General features: G+C 55.5%; 18 protein-coding genes. 3 read left to right on the top strand and 15 right to left on the bottom strand.

The window, feature by feature from the left end; genetic code table 11:
• Positions 1-63: 63 nt before the first annotated feature.
• Both proA and proB read right to left on the bottom strand, forming a co-directional pair.
• Positions 64-1,317, bottom strand: a complete 1,254-nt coding sequence (gene proA / locus WM95_RS04765; RefSeq protein WP_063408777.1) for a glutamate-5-semialdehyde dehydrogenase — start codon at positions 1,315-1,317, stop codon at positions 64-66.
• An 11-nt stretch (positions 1,318-1,328) separates the two neighbouring features.
• The gene (proB, locus tag WM95_RS04760) at positions 1,329-2,432 is read right to left on the bottom strand and encodes a glutamate 5-kinase (RefSeq protein ID WP_023310508.1); all 1,104 of its coding nucleotides are present in this window, start codon (positions 2,430-2,432) and stop codon (positions 1,329-1,331) included.
• A gap of 304 nt (positions 2,433-2,736) precedes the next feature.
• Between proB and phoE the strand changes: the two genes are divergently transcribed.
• Positions 2,737-3,789, top strand: coding sequence for a phosphoporin PhoE (phoE, locus tag WM95_RS04755; protein ID WP_045356222.1), 1,053 nt, complete (start codon positions 2,737-2,739; stop codon positions 3,787-3,789).
• A 136-nt stretch (positions 3,790-3,925) separates the two neighbouring features.
• Here phoE and crl read toward each other — a convergent pair whose 3' ends face one another.
• From crl to gpt, 3 genes are all read right to left on the bottom strand, one after another.
• Positions 3,926-4,327: a sigma factor-binding protein Crl gene (gene crl, locus WM95_RS04750; RefSeq protein ID WP_008500249.1), complete on the bottom strand. Its 402-nt coding sequence runs from the start codon at positions 4,325-4,327 to the stop codon at positions 3,926-3,928.
• 57 nt (positions 4,328-4,384) lie between these two features.
• Positions 4,385-5,629, bottom strand: a complete 1,245-nt coding sequence (gene frsA / locus WM95_RS04745; protein ID WP_045356220.1) for an esterase FrsA — start codon at positions 5,627-5,629, stop codon at positions 4,385-4,387.
• Positions 5,630-5,733: 104 nt separating this feature from the next.
• Positions 5,734-6,192, bottom strand: a complete 459-nt coding sequence (gene gpt / locus WM95_RS04740) for a xanthine phosphoribosyltransferase (protein WP_010427903.1) — start codon at positions 6,190-6,192, stop codon at positions 5,734-5,736.
• Between the two features lie 260 nt (positions 6,193-6,452).
• Here gpt and pepD point away from each other — a divergent pair, with 260 nt between their 5' ends.
• Complete coding sequence (pepD, locus tag WM95_RS04735; protein WP_045400541.1) at positions 6,453-7,910, top strand: cytosol nonspecific dipeptidase; 1,458 nt, start codon at positions 6,453-6,455, stop codon at positions 7,908-7,910.
• Positions 7,911-7,986: 76 nt separating this feature from the next.
• Here pepD and dinB read toward each other — a convergent pair whose 3' ends face one another.
• From dinB to WM95_RS04695, 8 genes are all read right to left on the bottom strand, one after another.
• Positions 7,987-9,045 carry a DNA polymerase IV gene (gene dinB, locus WM95_RS04730; RefSeq protein WP_023310503.1) on the bottom strand — a complete coding sequence of 353 codons (1,059 nt, stop codon included), beginning with the start codon at positions 9,043-9,045 and terminating at the stop codon, positions 7,987-7,989.
• A 109-nt stretch (positions 9,046-9,154) separates the two neighbouring features.
• On the bottom strand, positions 9,155-9,358 hold the full coding sequence (nqrM, locus tag WM95_RS04725; protein ID WP_023615899.1) for a (Na+)-NQR maturation NqrM: 204 nt from the start codon (positions 9,356-9,358) through the stop codon (positions 9,155-9,157).
• On the bottom strand, positions 9,358-10,581 hold the full coding sequence (gene nqrF, locus WM95_RS04720; RefSeq protein WP_023310501.1) for an NADH:ubiquinone reductase (Na(+)-transporting) subunit F: 1,224 nt from the start codon (positions 10,579-10,581) through the stop codon (positions 9,358-9,360). The genes nqrM and nqrF overlap by 1 nt, the downstream gene beginning before the upstream one ends.
• Before the next feature lie 10 nt (positions 10,582-10,591).
• Positions 10,592-11,188, bottom strand: a complete 597-nt coding sequence (gene nqrE / locus WM95_RS04715; protein ID WP_008500255.1) for an NADH:ubiquinone reductase (Na(+)-transporting) subunit E — start codon at positions 11,186-11,188, stop codon at positions 10,592-10,594.
• Between the two features lie 6 nt (positions 11,189-11,194).
• Positions 11,195-11,833, bottom strand: coding sequence for an NADH:ubiquinone reductase (Na(+)-transporting) subunit D (locus tag WM95_RS04710; protein WP_014882676.1), 639 nt, complete (start codon positions 11,831-11,833; stop codon positions 11,195-11,197).
• Positions 11,826-12,620 (bottom strand): Na(+)-translocating NADH-quinone reductase subunit C, encoded by a 795-nt coding sequence (locus WM95_RS04705; protein WP_033144700.1) that lies wholly within the window; start codon positions 12,618-12,620, stop codon positions 11,826-11,828. The genes WM95_RS04710 and WM95_RS04705 overlap by 8 nt, the downstream gene beginning before the upstream one ends.
• Positions 12,613-13,848: an NADH:ubiquinone reductase (Na(+)-transporting) subunit B gene (locus WM95_RS04700; protein WP_029739701.1), complete on the bottom strand. Its 1,236-nt coding sequence runs from the start codon at positions 13,846-13,848 to the stop codon at positions 12,613-12,615. The genes WM95_RS04705 and WM95_RS04700 overlap by 8 nt, the downstream gene beginning before the upstream one ends.
• A gap of 3 nt (positions 13,849-13,851) precedes the next feature.
• On the bottom strand, positions 13,852-15,195 hold the full coding sequence (locus WM95_RS04695) for a Na(+)-translocating NADH-quinone reductase subunit A (RefSeq protein ID WP_063408778.1): 1,344 nt from the start codon (positions 15,193-15,195) through the stop codon (positions 13,852-13,854).
• A gap of 298 nt (positions 15,196-15,493) precedes the next feature.
• On the opposite strand from WM95_RS04695, the gene dpaA reads away from it, so the two are divergent.
• Complete coding sequence (gene dpaA / locus WM95_RS04690) at positions 15,494-16,234, top strand: peptidoglycan meso-diaminopimelic acid protein amidase (protein WP_023310497.1); 741 nt, start codon at positions 15,494-15,496, stop codon at positions 16,232-16,234.
• On the opposite strand, the gene WM95_RS04685 is transcribed toward dpaA, so the two are convergent.
• Positions 16,205-16,972, bottom strand: coding sequence for a class II glutamine amidotransferase (locus WM95_RS04685; protein WP_063408779.1), 768 nt, complete (start codon positions 16,970-16,972; stop codon positions 16,205-16,207). The genes dpaA and WM95_RS04685 overlap by 30 nt on opposite strands.
• A 48-nt stretch (positions 16,973-17,020) precedes the next feature.
• Complete coding sequence (lpcA, locus tag WM95_RS04680) at positions 17,021-17,599, bottom strand: D-sedoheptulose 7-phosphate isomerase (RefSeq protein ID WP_010427884.1); 579 nt, start codon at positions 17,597-17,599, stop codon at positions 17,021-17,023.
• Between the last annotated feature and the right edge of the window lie 156 nt (positions 17,600-17,755).

Raw genomic sequence — 17,755 nt, 5'->3', positions numbered from 1 at the left:
ATCCGGGTGATGCGTCAATGCCCTTTTGAATCAAACGGCTATTTTTGCATCACCCGTGATTATTTACGCACGAATCGTATCGTCGCCGAAGCCGATCCACTTGTACGTGGTCAGCGCTTCCAGCCCCATCGGGCCGCGCGCGTGCAGTTTCTGCGTGCTGACCGCCACCTCTGCGCCGAGGCCGAACTGGCCGCCGTCGGTGAAGCGGGTGGAGGCATTCACATATACCGCTGAAGAATCCACTTCGTTCACGAAGCGATCGGCATTGCGCAGGGTGCGCGTCAGGATCGCGTCAGAATGCTGCGTGCCGTGTTCACGGATGTGCGCAATGGCGTCGTCGAGATCGGCAACGATTTTCACGTTCAGATCCAGGGACAGGAACTCATCGTCGTATTGCTCTGCTTTTACGGGAACAACGTTAGCCGGGCCATCCTCCAGCAGTGCGAGCGCGCTGGCGTCAGCATGCAGCGTCACGCCGCTCTCTGCCATCTGTTTGCTCAGAGCCGGCAGGAAGGTGTTCGCAATATCCTGATGCACCAGCAGCGTTTCTACGGTGTTACAGGTGCTTGGACGCTGGGTTTTCGCGTTAACGATAATCTTCAGCGCCGGTTCAATCTCCGCACTGTCGTCGACAACGATATGACACACGCCGATGCCGCCGGTGATCACCGGAATCGTCGACTGCTCGCGGCACAGCTTGTGCAGGCCCGCGCCGCCGCGTGGGATCAGCATGTCGATGTATTTGTCCATGCGCAGCATTTCGTTCACCAGCGCGCGGTCCGGGCTCTCGATCGCCTGTACGGCACCCGCCGGTAAGCCACACTCTTCCAGCGCCTGCTGAATGACTTTCACCGTCGCGGCGTTGGTGCGCCATGTCTCTTTCCCACCGCGCAGAATAGCGGCGTTACCGGTTTTCAGGCACAGGGACGCAACATCAACCGTCACGTTTGGACGCGCTTCATAAATAACGCCAATAACACCGAGCGGCACGCGGCGGCGCTCAAGGCGTAAACCGCTGTCGAGCAACCCACCGTCGATCACCTGCCCTACCGGATCGGCCAGATTGCAAACCTGACGCACATCGTCGGCGATGCCTTTCAGGCGTGCCGGCGTCAGCGCCAGACGGTCGAGCATCGCTTCGCTCAAGCCGTTACGACGCGCTTCCAGCAGATCCTGCTCGTTGGCGAGCAAAATTTCCTGAGACTGGGATTCCAGATAATCAGCGATTTTTTCCAGCACGCGGTTTTTCTCGCGGCTGGAAAGGAGCGCCAGTTTATAAGAGGCGGCCTTCGCGGCTGCGCCCATTTGTTCCAGCATGTTCTGGCTCCTTAACGAATAATCATGTCATCGCGATGCACGGCAACCGGGCCATATTCATAGCCCAGAATGGCGTCGATCTGCTGCGAGTGGTGACCCGCGATGCGGCGCAGCGCGTCGCTGTTGTAGCGGCTTACGCCGTGGGCGATGTCGCGGCCTTCGAGGTTACGGATACGGATCACTTCACCACGGGAGAAGTTGCCTGTCACGCTTTTAATTCCTTTAGGAAGTAATGAACTTCCTCGTTCCAGAATCGCGGCGGTTGCCCCTTCATCGACGACGAGTTCGCCAGCAGGAGGCGCGCCAAATATCCAGCGCTTGCGGTTTTCCAGCGGGGATTCCTGGGCGTGGAAGCGGGTGCCGACGGAGATACCTTCCATTACGTCGCCAATCACGCCGGGGCGGCTGCCCGCTGCAATGATGGTGTCGATACCGGCGCGGCACGCTACGTCAGCGGCCTGCAGCTTGGTCCCCATACCGCCCGTTCCGAGGCCTGAAACGCTGTCACCGGCGATGGCGCGCAGTGCATCGTCGATGCCTTGAACGTCGGTAATCAGCTCGGCTTCCGGATTCGAGCGCGGGTCGGCGGTGAACAGCCCCTGCTGATCGGTCAGAAGCAGTAATTTATCGGCACCGGCCAGAATCGCGGCCAGCGCCGAGAGGTTATCGTTATCACCCACTTTGATTTCAGCGGTAGCAACGGCATCGTTCTCGTTAATGACCGGAACAATATTGTTGTCCAGCAGCGCGCGCAGGGTATCGCGGGCGTTCAGGAAGCGCTCTCTGTCTTCCATATCCGCACGCGTCAGCAGCATCTGCCCGACGTGAATGCCATAGATGGAGAACAGCTGTTCCCAGAGTTGAATGAGTCGGCTTTGCCCCACGGCGGCCAGCAGCTGTTTGGAGGCGATCGTCGCGGGGAGCTCGGGGTAACCCAGGTGTTCACGCCCGGCGGCAATCGCCCCGGAGGTCACAATCACAATACGATGCCCTGCGGCATGTAGCTGAGCGCACTGACGTACAAGCTCAACAATGTGGGCGCGATTTAGGCGGCGCGATCCGCCTGTTAAAACACTGGTACCGAGTTTTACCACCAGCGTCTGGCTGTCACTCATGATTCTCTGCCGTTCAACGATAAGGGAAAGTAATGTCGAACGAACGTTTTAGCAGGAGTCAGCCCCGTTGCCAACTGCCTTAGCACATCGCGAAACACTTTGTTGCGCGGGATCAGGAAGCGTAGCGGGGGAATTTGACACTTTTATTACCGAAATAATAAATCACAGTTTTTTAAAATTATTCTTAGTTTGTCATAAAAGTTTCATTCCAGAACGATAAAACCCTTCCTGTTTTTTCACGGGACTTAGGCATGAGCTTATCGTCCAGCGAATTTTTTAGCGCGTTTATAAGACAGGATCGAAAATGAAAAAGAGCACTCTGGCATTAATGGTTATGGGCGTAGTGGCTTCTGCATCCGTTCACGCAGCTGAAGTTTATAATAAAAATGGTAATAAGCTGGACGTGTACGGCAAAGTGAAAGCCATGCACTACATCAGCGATGATGCCACCAAAGATGGCGATCAGACTTACGTTCGTTTCGGTTTTAAAGGCGAAACGCAGATTAATGATCAGCTGACGGGCTATGGCCGTTGGGAATCTGAATTTGCAGGTAACAAAGCTGAGAGCGACTCCTCTCAGAAGACGCGTCTGGCGTTTGCTGGTCTTAAGCTGAAAAACTTTGGTTCACTGGATTACGGCCGTAACTTGGGTGCCCTGTATGACGTCGAAGCATGGACCGATATGTTCCCTGAATTCGGCGGTGACTCTTCCGCACAAACAGATAACTTCATGACCAAGCGTGCTACCGGCCTGGCGACCTACCGCAATACCGACTTCTTCGGCGCGGTTGACGGTCTGGACATGACGCTGCAGTACCAGGGCAAAAACGAAAACCGTGACGCCAAGAAACAGAACGGCGACGGTTTTGGTACCTCTCTGACCTATGACTTCGGCGGCAGCGATTTCGCCGTCAGCGGCGCCTACACCAACTCTGACCGTACCAACGCTCAGAACCTGCTGGCGCGTGGCCAGGGCCAGAAAGCAGAAGCCTGGGCAACAGGTCTGAAATATGATGCGAACGATATTTATCTGGCTGCAATGTATTCAGAAACCCGCAATATGACGCCAATTTCCGGTGGGTTTGCAAATAAAGCGCAGAACTTTGAAGTGGTCGCACAATATCAGTTCGACTTCGGTCTGCGCCCGTCCCTGGGATATGTCCAGTCTAAAGGCAAAGATATCGAAGGTATTGGCGACGAAGATCTGGTGAAATATATTGACGTTGGCGCGACCTATTACTTCAACAAAAATATGTCCGCCTTTGTTGATTATAAAATCAACCAGATTGACGACAAAAATAAACTGGGCGTGAGCAGCGATGACATCGTTGCACTGGGTATGACCTACCAGTTCTAAGATTATCCGAATAAGAAAATCCCGGCAGTTGAGCCGGGATTTTTTTTGCCCGGTGGCGCTGCGCTTACCGGGCCTACGGGATAGTGCATTTTGTAGGCCGGGTAAGGCGAAGCCGCCACCCGGCGCTGTGACGCTATCAGGCAGTCAGCTTCACCGCTTCGCTGGAAAAGTCATCTGCGGGTTCGAACTTGAGATCCAGAGTCGCCAGCAGTGCGCTCGCTTTGTCGTGAAACTCTTTCAGGGTGTATTCCAGGCGGTCAATGACTTCCTGATCTTTGATAGTGGTCGCCTGCCAGTTGCCGTCTTTATTAAACAGGCCAAACTGGTAGCTATACGTAAAGCGTTTTTCCTCTGCTTCCATTTCCATCCACCAGCCCCAGAATTCACGTTTTTCGGGTGCAGGCTTCACGTTGACGCATACAGCCAGGCAGTCGAAAAAAAAGCGATTCTCTTCACACTGCTCTTCTCGAATATACGGGCCGAGAGCCATAAACTTCTTAATCAGTCTACTTTTCGGGTGTCCACTCGGTAACGTCATTGCGATCTCCTTTTGTGAAGCCACTGTTTTACCAAACCAGCGAAATTTAGCAATCTATTAACACAATCTCTGAGCGATCCAGCGCGTAATCTCTTTCAGTGATTTGTCGAAATTCTGATAGACCGGGCTGAACGGCACCTCAAGCAATTTGCCATCCGCAGATGACGAAGTGATTAATCGCGACTCTTCTTCCGGGCTGAACGGATCGTTTTTCCAGAACCCTGACAACATCGGCGTTGGGCAGCGACGTCCCAGCAGCCCCTGCGTTTTTAACGAGTAACGATTGAGCTCAACGCGCAGCGCTTCGTCTGATGCATCATGCATGCCAAGGCGGCTGGCCAGCACATCAAGGTACATTTCAGGTACGCTCCCCTGGCGTGCGGGATCGCTGAGCAGAGCGTGTACGACCGGGCCGAGGCAGGCGACGGCTTTCAGACGAGAAGATTCAAGGTAAGCCAGACGCACCGCGACGTTCGCGCCGAAACGGAAGCCGAAAGCCGCCACGCGGGTGTGGTCAACCCACGGAATGTTTTCCAGCGCTTTGAGCGCATGCTGGTGCAGCAGGCTGGAATCCTGAGTCAGTTTCCATTTGGATGAGAAACCAATTGAAGGCATATCAAGCGTCAGCATCGCGATCCCTTTTGGTGCGAAGTAGCGCTCATACAGGCTGTAATAATCAATTTGCAGCGAATCCAGCCCGCCGCACATGAGGACGGTCGGGAACGGGCCGTCGCCTTCCGGCATATGCAGGAACCCGGTGACGGGTGCGCCACCTGGAATGGTGAACTCAAGCTCGCGCATTTGACCCGGCAAACGCTGCGCCGCCTCTTCATAAGCACGGTTCGCCAGCGCCTGGGCCTGCTCTGCCAGCTCATCGCCTTTTAGATGCGGATACGCGGCGATGGCGTAGAGATTGGCCGCATGCAGCCAGTGCTTGCCGCTGCGCGTGGCGTCCTCTTCCTGGCTGGCTTTTTGCTGCCAGAGCATCGCCTGTTTAGACCACTCGTAGATCCAGTTTCCGCCACGGTAGCCCACCACGGTGTCGTAGAGTTCGCTGTCGGTACGTTCGGCTTCACTCATCACGATACGTGCCTGCACATCAAGGATTTCACGGGGGTCAATACCGCGCCAGATCCACATCAGGCGGTTAATCATGCGATACCAGTGAGGCACATTTTTACCGTCTAACGCGGACTGGACGGCAGGCTGGGTACCCGGATTGAAGCGACGCACCAGCGTCGACGTTTCAGGGTGTTTGAAACGGGGTTTGAAGAGAGTCTCGGTGAGATTCGCCTGCGTCATTGCGTTGCCTCCATGAATACGTCATATGAAGACTATTGTAACGCGTGGCAGGCCAAAAAGAACAACGCCCGACATAGTCGGGCGTGTAAAGTTACGTACTGGTATTAACGGCCTGAAATAGGCGGTACGAAGACCACGCCCATATCCCATGGCTGTTCAATCCAGGTGTCCTGCGGGATATCAATCACGTAATCGTCAACCAGCGGGCGGCCAGCAGGTTTCGCGAAGATAGTGACGAAATGTGCTTTCGGATACATTTCGCGGATAGCAACCGCAGTACCGCCGGTATCCACCAGGTCATCAATAACGATGAAACCTTCGCCGTCGCCTTCCGCACGTTTCAGCACGGTCAGCTCACGCTGGTTGTCATGGTCATAGCTGGAGATGCAAACGGTATCGACATGACGAATACCCAGCTCACGTGCCAGCAGCGCCCCCGGTACCAGACCGCCACGGCTGACGGCAATAATGCCTTTCCACTGTTCGGAAGGCATCAGACGCGCAGCCAGTTTGCGTGCGTGAATCTGCAACATGTCCCAGGTGACGACGTATTTTTCGCTCATGTGAAGTGTCCCAGCCTGTTTTTATACGGCTTAAAAAGTGTTCGAGGGGGAAATAGGTTGCGCGAGATTATAGAGATCTGACGCACTAAAAACCAGTGTTTAGCGCCCTCTGCCTGAGTTTTTACATGCTTTATGCTACCAGCCAGCAGAGAAAGTGGTATTCTCAGTTTCATCTCGCAAGCCTGACTTGTGGTAACTATTAACCTGCTAACCCTGTGACCTGCAACCCTGTTTGCAGCGCCTCGACAAGGAGACTTATCGTGTCTGAACTGTCTCAATTATCTCCGCAGCCGCTGTGGGATATTTTTGCGAAAATCTGCTCCATTCCACACCCTTCCTACCATGAAGAACAGCTTGCCGAACATATTATGGGCTGGGCGAAGGAAAAAGGTCTGCATGCTGAACGTGACCAGGTTGGCAACATTCTGATCCGCAAACCTGCTACCGCAGGGATGGAAAACCGCAAACCGGTTGTGCTGCAGGCGCACCTGGACATGGTGCCACAGAAGAACAACGACACCGTTCACGACTTCACCAAAGACCCGATTCAACCGTACATCGACGGCGACTGGGTGAAAGCACGCGGCACCACGCTGGGCGCGGATAACGGCATCGGTATGGCCTCTGCGCTGGCCGTGCTGGCCGACGACAGCGTTGAGCACGGTCCGCTGGAAGTGCTGCTGACCATGACCGAAGAAGCTGGCATGGACGGCGCGTTCGGTCTGCAGGCGAACTGGCTGCAGGCGGACATCCTGATCAACACCGACTCTGAAGAAGAAGGTGAGATCTACATGGGCTGCGCGGGCGGGATTGATTTCATCTCTACCCTGCCGCTGTCGCGCGAAGCGATTCCTGCGGGCTTCCAGACTTTCAAGCTGACGCTGAAAGGGCTGAAAGGCGGCCACTCCGGCGGTGATATTCACCTGGGTCTGGGTAACGCCAACAAGCTGCTGGCGCGCTTCCTGGCAGGCCATGCGGCCGAGCTGGATCTGCGTCTGGTGGACTTCAACGGCGGTACCCTGCGTAACGCGATTCCGCGCGAAGCGTTCGCCACCGTAGCGGTTCCCGCGGCAAAAGCGGACGAGCTGAAAAAACTCTCCAGCGTATACCTGGATATCCTGAAAAACGAACTGTCGGCGAAAGAGAAAAACCTGACCGTAGTGCTGGAATCTGTATCTACAGATAAAGCCGCGCTGACCGCGCAGTCTCGTGACACCTTCGTTCAGCTGCTGAACGCGACGCCAAACGGCGTGATCCGCAACTCTGACGTGGCGAAAGGCGTGGTGGAAACCTCACTGAACGTGGGCGTGGTGACCATGAGCAACGACAGCGCGGAAATCATCTGCCTGATCCGCTCTCTGATCGACAGCGGTAAAGAGTACGTGGTGAGCATGCTGGAATCTCTGGGCACGCTGGCGGGCGCGAAAACGTCTGCAAAAGGCAGCTACCCGGGCTGGCAGCCGGATGCAAGTTCTCCGGTGATGGCGCTGGTGCGTGAAACCTATCAGCGTCTGTTCAACAGCACGCCGAACATTCAGGTGATCCACGCCGGTCTGGAATGTGGCCTGTTCAAGAAACCGTATCCGGACATGGACATGGTGTCCATCGGGCCAACCATTACCGGCCCGCACTCGCCGGATGAGCAGGTTCATATCGAAAGCGTCGGTCACTACTGGACGCTGCTGACTGAGCTGCTGAAAGCGATCCCTGTTAAGTAATACCCTCACCCCAGCCCTCTCCCAAAGGGAGAGGGTGAAAAACGTAGGCCCGGTAAGCATAGCGCACCGGGCTTTTTTACAATCCCAAAACCAGCTGTCGCTCTAACTGCGGATCCAGCAGCGTGACGTGCAATCCCACCAGCCTCACCCCTCGCCCGCCCCGGCGCTCTTCCCATGCCTTTTTCGCCGTCGCAATGAGATCGTCCTTATTCAGACGCGGCCAGACGTGTTCCTGCGTGGTCTGCTGGAAGTCGTTGAATTTTAATTTGATACCCTGACGGGCAATCAGCAGGTCCGGCTTCACCTTGCTTAAGCGTCGTTCCAGCTCCGGGTAAAGCTGTTCCGTGATAATGGTTTCGCATTCGGACCAGTCATGAATATCTTCACTGAGGGTGCGCTCAACGCCGACGGATTTTCGTAGCCGTTCGCTGTTCACATCGCGATCGTCAATCCCCTGGCTACGCTCCCACAGTACGCGGCCAAACTTTCCAAAGCGCTTGAGCAGCATGGCGAGATCGCTTCGCTGCACATCTTCGCAGGTCCGTAGCCCCATGCTTTCCAGCTTTGCGGCGGAGACTTTTCCTACCCCAGGTATTTTGCCAAGCGGCAGCGTTTTCAAAAACGCCGGCACCTCGTCAGGCGTAATGACGTACTGACCGTTGGGCTTATTTAAATCGGAGGCAATTTTGGCAAGGAATTTAACGGGCGCGACGCCCGCCGAAGCCGTCAGATTCAGCTCGTTGAAAATCGTCTGGCGGATCTCCTGCGCCATCAGCGTGGCGGAGCCGTGGCAGTGCACGCTGTCGGTCACATCCAGATAGGCTTCGTCCAGCGACAGCGGCTCTATCAAAGAAGTATAGCGGGAGAAGATTTCCCGAATATGAAGGGAAGCCTCTTTATAGGCTTCAAACCGGCCGGGCAGAAGCGTGAGATGAGGGCAGAGCTTTAAGGCCATCGCCGTCGGCATCGCGCTGCGCACGCCAAATTTGCGCGCAGGATAGTTGGCGGTGCTGATGACACCACGCTGAACGCGGCTGCCGCCAATGGCGATGGGAATATCCCGCAGCGCCGGGTTGTCACGCATCTCCACTGCGGCAAAAAAGCAGTCCATATCGACATGGATTATTTTGCGCATAGTAAGCCCTCACTCATCACTGGATAAGTATACAGTAAACAAATGAGGATTGAGAAGCAGATGTGAGAACGCCGGGTGGCGGCTTTGCCTTACCCGGCCTACAAAAAAATTAAATAATGCGCTGCTGTTCGCGGGCCATCCTTTTCTTCCGCGCATCGCACGGTTCCGGGCAGTCGCAAACCTTTTCCATCCCAATAGAAGAAATACCGCCGCAGCTGCCCTGAATGCTTTTCCGCTTAACGATCCAGCCTAACGACATGCCGAAGATGACAAGCACAAACACCACAAAGGTTGCCAGAAACGTCAGCATCATCAGCCTCCAAAGTCATCGAGCAAGATGTTCTCATCTTCGACACCGAGATCTTTCAGCATCTTAATCACGGCGGCGTTCATCATCGGGGGACCACACATATAGAACTCGCAGTCCTCAGGCGCCGGGTGCTGTTTGAGGTAGTTTTCATACAGCACGTTGTGGATGAACCCCGTATAGCCCGTCCAGTTATCTTCCGGCTGCGGATCGGAAAGCGCCACATGGAAGGTGAAGTTCGGGTTTTCACGCGCCAGCTGTTCAAACTCATCTTCATAGAACATCTCGCGCAGCGAGCGCGCCCCGTACCAGAAGCTGATCTTACGCTGGCTACCCAGCCGCTTGAGCTGGTCAAAGATGTGCGAGCGCATCGGGGCCATACCGGCACCGCCGCCGATAAAGACCATTTCCGCGTCGGTATCTTTCGCGAAGAACTCCCCGAACGGGCCGGAGATCGTCACCTTATCGCCAGGCTTCAGGGACCAGATGTATGACGACATGACGCCCGGCGGTGCATCCGGCACATTCGGTGGCGGCGTGGCGATACGCACGTTGAGCATGATGATGCCCTTCTCTTCCGGGTAGTTGGCCATCGAGTAGGCGCGCAGCGTCGGCTCTTTCACCTCAGATACAAAGCGGAAGAGATTGAATTTGTCCCAGTCGGCGCGGTACTCATGCGGCACGTCAAAGTCCGCATAGGCCACAGCGTGCTCCGGGCACTCAATCTGAATGTATCCTCCGGCGCGGAACGGGACATGCTCACCTTCCGGCACCCGCAGCTTCAGCTCTTTAATAAAGGTGGCTTTGTTATCATTAGAGATAACCTCGCACTCCCATTTTTTGACGCCGAAGATCTCTTCCGGCAGCTCTATCTTCATGTTCTGGCGCACCGCGACCTGGCAGGCCAGACGACAGCCCTCTTTTGCCTCACGCTTTGTGATATGCGCCAGCTCGGTTGGCAGAATATCGCCACCGCCCTCTTTTACCGTCACGCGGCACTGCCCGCAGGAACCGCCGCCGCCGCAGGCTGAGGAGACAAAAATGCCGTTACCGGAGAGCGTGTTGAGCAGCTTGTCTCCCGCCGGCGTGCGGATCTGATTCTGCGGCTCGTCGTTAATATCAATGACCACGTCGCCGGAATTCACCAGCTTCGCGCGCGCCGCCAGAATAAGCCCTGACAGCACCAGTACAATCAGCGTGAACATCACCACGCCAAGGATAATTTCCATCTGTTAGCCCTTATAGCTGCACACCGGAGAAGGACATAAAGCCCAGCGCCATCAGCCCGGTGGTGATAAAGGTGATCCCCAAGCCACGCAGACCCGCTGGCACGTTGGCGTACTTCATTTTCTCGCGGATCCCCGCCATGGTGACAATCGCCAGCATCCAGCCGATGCCGGAACCAAAACCGTACACTACGGATTCGCTGAAGTTGTAATCACGCTGCACCATAAACGAGACGCCGCCAAAGATGGCGCAGTTCACCGCGATCAGCGGCAGGAAGATCCCCAGCGCGTTGTAGAGCGACGGGAAATACTTATCGAGGATCATCTCGAGGATTTGCACCAGCGCCGCGATCACCCCGATAAAGGTGATGAAGTTCAGGAAGCTGAGATCAACTCCTTCCACCAGCGCGCCGTCCCGCAGCACAAAGTTGTACACCAGATTGTTGATCGGTACTGATAAGCCGAGCACCACGGTGACCGCGATACCGAGACCAAATGCCGTCGACACTTTTTTGGAAACCGCAAGGAATGTACACATGCCGAGGAAAAACGCGAGCGCCATGTTTTCAACAAACACCGCACGCACAAACAAACTCAGGTAATGAGCCATTGTCGGTTACTCCTTTTCCTGCTGTTCTGGCTTCAGCGTACGAATCAGCCAGATCAACAAACCGATAATGAAAAATGCGCTAGGAGCCAGCAGGAACAGGCCGTTTGGCAGATACCAGCCGCCGTTCTGCACCGTGTCCAGCACCGTGATGCCAAACAGCTTGCCGCTGCCAATCAGCTCGCGCAGGAACCCAACGGTCAGGAGGATCACGCCGTAGCCAAGGCCGTTGCCGATGCCGTCCATAAAGCTCGCCAGCGGCGGCATTTTCATGGCGTAGGCTTCCGCTCGCCCCATGACGATACAGTTGGTGATGATCAGCCCGACAAACACCGAGAGCTGCTTTGAGGTTTCATAGGCGAAGGCGCGCAGCAGCTGATCGACCACGATCACCAGCGAGGCGATGATCGCCATCTGTACGATGATCCTCACGCTGTTGGGAATGTGGTGGCGGATCATCGAGATAAACATGCTGGAGAATGCCGTGACCAGTGTGACCGCCAGCGTCATCACCACCGCCGTTTCCAGCTTGGTCGTTACCGCCAGAGCGGAACAGACGCCCAGCACCTGGAGCGTGATCGGGTTATTGGCTAACAGTGGGCCAATGAGCACCTTTTTAACTTCTTTCAGTTCACCGGTATCAGCCATTGTTCAGCGCTCCTTCACGTACGTTTTTCAGGAAAGGACCAAAGCCCAGCTCGCCCATCCAGAAATCAAAACTGTGCTGCACGCCTTTTGATGTGAGCGTAGCGCCGGAAAGCCCGTCAACGGCGTAGTCGTCACCGGGACGTGCCGCCCCTTTCATCACCTTCAGCGCAGGCAGACCGTTATCGTCGAGCACTTTCTTGCCGACAAACTGTGCCCGCCAGTTAGGGTTCTCAACTTCGCCACCCAGCCCCGGCGTTTCGCCCTGGTCGTAATACGTAATGCCTTTTACCGTGCGGCCATCGGTATCCAATGCTACAAAGGCATACATCATTGACCACAGGCCGTTACCGTAAACAGGCAGTACCACTTCCTGAATACGTTTTTGGGGGTCGCGAACCAGATAGATTTCGGCCAGGTTGCTGCGACGCTTAATCCCGGCGGGATCTTGCGATGCCTCCAGCGTCAGGCTCATCTGCGGATCTTTAAGCGCCAGCGCCTGGTTGAATTTTGCCGGGTCTTTATCCAGCAGTTCACCCGTTTTTAAATCCACCAGACGCGCCGAAATACGTTCAGCAAAGACGGCCGAAACGTCATCTGCGCTCATTCCTTCCTGCATCAGCCCGGCAACGGCAAGAATGTTGCGCTGTTTATCCAGCGCACGTTGCTCCTGCTGCAGGGGTTTTAACCCCACGGCGGAACCGGCCACGACAATAGAACAGACCAGACAGAGCACCAGCACCACCAGCAGCGTTTTGCTGATGCTGTCGTTATTTTTAACCTCAGCCACGCGCCTTCCTCCGCTTAATGTTGGCCCGCACCACCAGGTAATCGAAGAGCGGCGCAAACAGGTTGGCAAACAGAATGGCCAGCATCATCCCTTCCGGATACGCCGGGTTGACCACGCGGATCAGAACGCACATCGCGCCAATGAGCACGCCATAGCTCCATTTACCTTTATCTGTAAACGAGGCAGAGACGGGGTCCGTCGCCATAAACATCATGCCGAACGCAAAGCCACCCAGCACCAGATGCCAGTACCACGGCATGGAGAACATCGGATTGGTGGTCGAGCCGATTACGTTGAACAGGGTGGCAGTCAGCACCATGCCGATCATCACGCCCGCAACGATCCGCCAGGAGGCCACGCGACCAAAAAGAATGATCGCGCCGCCAAGCAAAATCATCAGCGTAGAGACTTCTCCGATAGAGCCCGGAATATTGCCAATGAAGGCATCAAACCAGGTGACTGGCTGACCCGTTGCGTTGTTAACCAGCGTTTCGCCGCCGTGTGCCGCCCACTGTGAAAGCGGCGTCGCGCCGGAAAAACCGTCTGCCGCCGTCCACACGAGGTCGCCCGAGATTTGCGCCGGATAAGCAAAGAACAGAAACGCGCGTCCCGCCAGCGCCGGGTTGAGGAAGTTCCGCCCGGTGCCGCCGAAGATCTCTTTGGCTATCACCACGCCGAAGCTGATGCCAAGCGCCGCCTGCCAGAGCGGTAGCGTTGGGGGAACAATCAGGGCAAACAGGATAGAGGTAACGAAGAAGCCTTCATTGATCTCATGTTTACGGATAATGGCAAACAGCACTTCCCAAAAGCCGCCCACGACGAATACCGTGATGTAAATCGGCAGGAAGAACACCGCGCCCAGCGTCATCATGCTCAGCCAGCCCGCATCTGCGGCGAAGCTCACCCCTAACGACTGGGCCAGACGGTAGTGCCAGTCGGACTGGATCACCTGCGCCAGCTGCTGTGCATCGTACATGTGGTGCAGCGCCGGAATGGTCTGCAGGCCGACGTTATACATGCCCCAGAACATCGCCGGGAAGACGGCAAACCACACCAGAATCATCATGCGTTTCAGGTCGATGGCATCGCGAACGTGCGCCGCCCCTTTCGTCACCAGGCCCGGCGTGTAGAAAATGGTCGTCGTTGCTTCATATAACGGGTAGTACTTTTTGAGCTTCCCTTCGGTAAAGTGCGGCTCAATTTTTTCAAAGAGGTGTTTTAAGCCCATCGGTTATCCTTCCTGCTCAATGCGGGTTAACACCTCGCGCAATACCGGTCCATATTCGTATTTGCCCGGACAGACATAGGTACAGAGCGCCAGATCTTCTTCGTCAAGCTCCAGACAGCCCAGCGCCTGCGCGCCGTCGGTATCGCCGGCCAGAAGATCGCGCAGCAGCACGGTGGGAAGAATATCCAGCGGCATGACGCGCTCGTAGTTGCCAATCGGGACCATGGCGCGCTCGCCACCGTGCGTGCTGGTTGAGAAGTTAAACAGCTTATTACGCAGGAAGTGGCCCAGCGTGGTTCGGGTGACGGAGTATTTTTCTGCGCCTGGCAGAACCCAGCCAAACAGCTCTTTCTCCCGCCCTTCCTGCACAATGCTGACCTGCAAATGGAAACGTCCCAGGTACGCGTGCGCATTGGCAGCATGGCGACCGCTGAGGACCGATCCGGAAATCAGGCGGTTTTCGCCCTCTTTCGTTTCCCCCACCAGCAGTTCGTTGATGTCAGCGCCCAGCAGCGTCTTCACCAGGCGCGGATTTGCAGCCTGCGGTCCGCCGATGGCGATTATCCGTTCAGCGCAGAGTTCACCCGTAGTAAAGAGCTTACCGATGGCGATGACGTCCTGATAATTAAGGTGCCAGACCTGTTTCGTCAGGCTGACTGGCTCAAGGAAATGGATGTGCGTCCCGGCCAGCCCCGCCGGATGCGGGCCAGAAAATTCATTAAACGTGACCTGCCCCAGCGGATGGCCGCCAGGCTTGCCGCCGCCGGCCTGACAAACGTGCACTTTTCCGGGCGTGAGGCGGGTTAGAATTGTGAGTCCTGCATCAAAAGCTTTTCGCTGCGCCAGGATAACCGGTTCCGGGTCCACGCTGAGCGGGTTGGTGTCGATGGCCGTGACGAAAATCGCGGCCGGTTCCGTGCCCGGAACAGGGGATTTGCTGAAGGGGCGCGTACGAAGCGCGGTCCATAAACCGGACGCCAGGAGCTGATTCTGAACGGCGTCACGGTTCAGCGACGCGAGTTCTGCTATGTCGTAATGGGCAAATTCACGCTTTTCATCGCCCTCAATGCGGATAACCACCGACTGCAGAACGCGCCGTTCGCCACGGTTGATGGCCACAACGGTGCCGCTCGCGGGGGCCGTAAACATCACGCCGGGATTTTTTTTGTCCTCAAAGAGCGCCTGTCCTTTGATAACGCGTTCGCCCTCCTGTACCAGCATTGAAGGACGCATACCCAGGTAGTCTTCGCCCAAAATGGCGACATGACGGACACTTGCGCCTGTCGAAACGTGCTGCGCTGGCACGCCTGCAATCGGCAGATCAAGTCCTTTTTTAATTTTAAACATGTGGTTAGCAGGTTTCCATGAACAACAATCCAGTGGGCGCAAAGTGTAACATTTTCCCCTTCCCGCGGGCAGGGAATCCGCCGTCGCGCGCGCCAAATTGCGAGCTAATGCGCAAAGTTCCTGGAGCCATCGCAATTTTGATGGTTTATAAAGTAAAACTAATTTGTAAACTCACCGCCCGGCTCTTGCGAAAATCTATAGCGGTGCTAATGTGAGCGCTCCTAACAGAATAATCTGATTTCGGGTCTCTTTTGCCGTCCTGGCAAGTTGGTCATGGTTTTATCAAGGAACTAGTAGTATGCGTAAAATCGCATTGTTCATTGCGATGCTTCTGATGCCGTGCATGTCGTTTGCCGGACTGCTCAGCAGTAATAGCTCAACGACGCCGGTCAGCAAGGAATATAAACAGCAGTTAATGGGATCGCCGGTTTATATTCAGATCTTCAAGGAAGAGCGCACTCTCGATCTGTTTGTCAAAATGGGCGAGACATATCAGCTGCTTGATAGTTACAAAATTTGTAACTACTCCGGCGGACTGGGGCCAAAACAGCGTCAGGGCGATTTCAAAAGTCCGGAAGGGTTCTACAACGTTCAGCGCAGCCAGCTCAAGCCTGACAGCCGCTTTTATAAAGCCATCAACATCGGCTTCCCGAATGCCTATGACCGTGCACACGGTTATGAAGGTAAATATCTGATGATCCACGGTGCCTGCGTGTCTATCGGCTGTTATGCGATGACCGACTCCGGCATTGATGAGATTTTCCAGTTCGTGACGGGCGCGCTGGTCTTTGGGCAGCCTAACGTACAGGTCAGCATCTATCCGTTCCGCATGACGGACGCCAACATGGCGCGTCACAAGTACTCATACTACGCGGATTTCTGGAAACAGCTGAAGCCGGGTTACGACTACTTTGAGCAGACCCACAAGCCACCGGTGGTCTCTATCGTCGATGGCCGTTACGTGGTCAGCAAACCGCTGAGCCACGAAGTCGTCCACCCGCAGCTGGCGTCAAATTACACGGTCCCCGAGACAAAATAGCTTCCACTCGCCTGGCATAATCTTTTGCCAGGTTTCGTTGCCCGTCAGCGGCTGCGTTGCGATAACAGTGACCACATCGTTCGGTGTGGTCTCCTTCTGAAAGTCTATCTCCACATCCTGATCGAGCAGCGTCGCAACGCCAAACGGCGCACGGCGGGTGATCCAGAACAGATTCGTCGAGCAGAACGCCATCACATAGCGGCCGTCAGAGAGCAGCATGTTGAACACGCCTTTTTCACGCAGTTCAGACGCCAGCGTCGCGATGTATTTGAATACGGCAGTCATGTTGCCGGGCGTGCGGGGATAGCGCTCCGTCAGCTTGTGCAGCAGCCAGCAGAAGGCTTTTTCGCTGTCCGTTTCGCCGACCGGGCGGAAATTGCCCGTCTCCAGCGACTTATAGCCCGTTAGCTGCCCGTTGTGCGCGTAGGTCCAGTTTCGGCCCCACAGCTCGCGGGTAAACGGATGGGTATTTTCCAGCGCTACTTCGCCACGGTTAGCCTGACGGATGTGGGCGATTACCGAGCGGGACTTGATCGGGTAGTCCTGCACCAGTTTGGCAATAGGTGAGTTAAAGCTGGGCTGTGGATCTTTGAACGTGCGACACCCTTTGCCTTCGTAGAAGGTGATGCCCCAGCCGTCTTTATGCGGCCCGGTTCCTCCACCGCGCTGAACCAGCCCGGTGAAGCTAAAGCAGATATCGGTTGGCACATTGGCGCTCATCCCGAGCAGTTCGCACATAAAATACCTCCACAACAGCGGGGGGCACCGAAGCCCCCCAGCGAAGTCTTACTTAACCATCTCTTTTTCGATCAGCTGAATCAGGATGTGGATCACTTTGATGTGAATTTCCTGAATACGGTCAGCATAACCGAAGTGCGGAACGCGAATTTCGACATCCGCTGTACCGTCCATCTTACCGCCATCTTTACCGGTCAGGGTGATGACCTTCATCCCTTTTTCACGCGCGGCGGCGATCGCTTTGATCACGTTGCCGGAGTTGCCAGAAGTAGAGATCCCCAGCAGCACGTCGCCTTCACGGCCTACGGCTTCAACGTAGCGGGAGAAGATGTGGTCGTAACCGAAGTCGTTGCCTACGCAGGAGATGTGGCTCACGTCGGAAATCGCAATCGCCGGGTAGCCCGGACGGTTTTCGCGATAGCGTCCGGTCAGCTCTTCTGCGAAGTGCATAGCGTCACAGTGGGAACCGCCGTTACCGCAGGAGAGCACTTTGCCACCGGCTTTGAAGCTGTCGGCAAGCAGGACCGCTGCGCGCTGAATAGCGTGAATATTGGCATCATCTTTCAGAAAGTTCGCCAGCGTTTCCGCCGCTTCGTTCAGTTCGTTACGAATAAGATCCTGGTACATGAGGATAATCCTTCAGTATTGATGAAATAACACAGTGGAGTGTACCGGATAGCGGGAAAAGCGAGAAGCTAAAGCCATGCGAAACGTCCGGCGTTTTGATTTTTTGTGCCGGCTAAAACGCGAACAATGTGAACCAGGTTGTAATTATTTTGTAAA

Source organism: Enterobacter cloacae complex sp. ECNIH7, from assembly GCF_002208095.1.
In the GTDB taxonomy this organism is placed as follows: Bacteria; Pseudomonadota; Gammaproteobacteria; order Enterobacterales; family Enterobacteriaceae; genus Enterobacter; species Enterobacter cloacae_M.
The sequence above is the reverse complement of the archived record's forward strand: the minus strand, read 5'-3'. Positions and strand labels throughout refer to the sequence as shown.

What these genes read in the sequence shown, in the direction of transcription:
- dinB (WP_023310503.1), bottom strand. Translation starts at nt 9,045, where the DNA reads ATGCGCAAAATAATCCATGTCGATATGGACTGCTTTTTTGCCGCAGTG.
- proA (WP_063408777.1), bottom strand. Translation starts at nt 1,317, where the DNA reads ATGCTGGAACAAATGGGCGCAGCCGCGAAGGCCGCCTCTTATAAACTG.
- frsA (WP_045356220.1), bottom strand. Translation starts at nt 5,629, where the DNA reads ATGACGCAGGCGAATCTCACCGAGACTCTCTTCAAACCCCGTTTCAAA.
- dpaA (WP_023310497.1), top strand. Translation starts at nt 15,494, where the DNA reads ATGCGTAAAATCGCATTGTTCATTGCGATGCTTCTGATGCCGTGCATG.
- proB (WP_023310508.1), bottom strand. Translation starts at nt 2,432, where the DNA reads ATGAGTGACAGCCAGACGCTGGTGGTAAAACTCGGTACCAGTGTTTTA.
- nqrF (WP_023310501.1), bottom strand. Translation starts at nt 10,581, where the DNA reads ATGGAAATTATCCTTGGCGTGGTGATGTTCACGCTGATTGTACTGGTG.
- phoE (WP_045356222.1), top strand. Translation starts at nt 2,737, where the DNA reads ATGAAAAAGAGCACTCTGGCATTAATGGTTATGGGCGTAGTGGCTTCT.
- WM95_RS04700 (WP_029739701.1), bottom strand. Translation starts at nt 13,848, where the DNA reads ATGGGCTTAAAACACCTCTTTGAAAAAATTGAGCCGCACTTTACCGAA.
- WM95_RS04685 (WP_063408779.1), bottom strand. Translation starts at nt 16,972, where the DNA reads ATGTGCGAACTGCTCGGGATGAGCGCCAATGTGCCAACCGATATCTGC.
- nqrE (WP_008500255.1), bottom strand. Translation starts at nt 11,188, where the DNA reads ATGGCTCATTACCTGAGTTTGTTTGTGCGTGCGGTGTTTGTTGAAAAC.
- lpcA (WP_010427884.1), bottom strand. Translation starts at nt 17,599, where the DNA reads ATGTACCAGGATCTTATTCGTAACGAACTGAACGAAGCGGCGGAAACG.
- gpt (WP_010427903.1), bottom strand. Translation starts at nt 6,192, where the DNA reads ATGAGCGAAAAATACGTCGTCACCTGGGACATGTTGCAGATTCACGCA.
- nqrM (WP_023615899.1), bottom strand. Translation starts at nt 9,358, where the DNA reads ATGATGCTGACGTTTCTGGCAACCTTTGTGGTGTTTGTGCTTGTCATC.
- crl (WP_008500249.1), bottom strand. Translation starts at nt 4,327, where the DNA reads ATGACGTTACCGAGTGGACACCCGAAAAGTAGACTGATTAAGAAGTTT.
- WM95_RS04710 (WP_014882676.1), bottom strand. Translation starts at nt 11,833, where the DNA reads ATGGCTGATACCGGTGAACTGAAAGAAGTTAAAAAGGTGCTCATTGGC.
- WM95_RS04695 (WP_063408778.1), bottom strand. Translation starts at nt 15,195, where the DNA reads ATGTTTAAAATTAAAAAAGGACTTGATCTGCCGATTGCAGGCGTGCCA.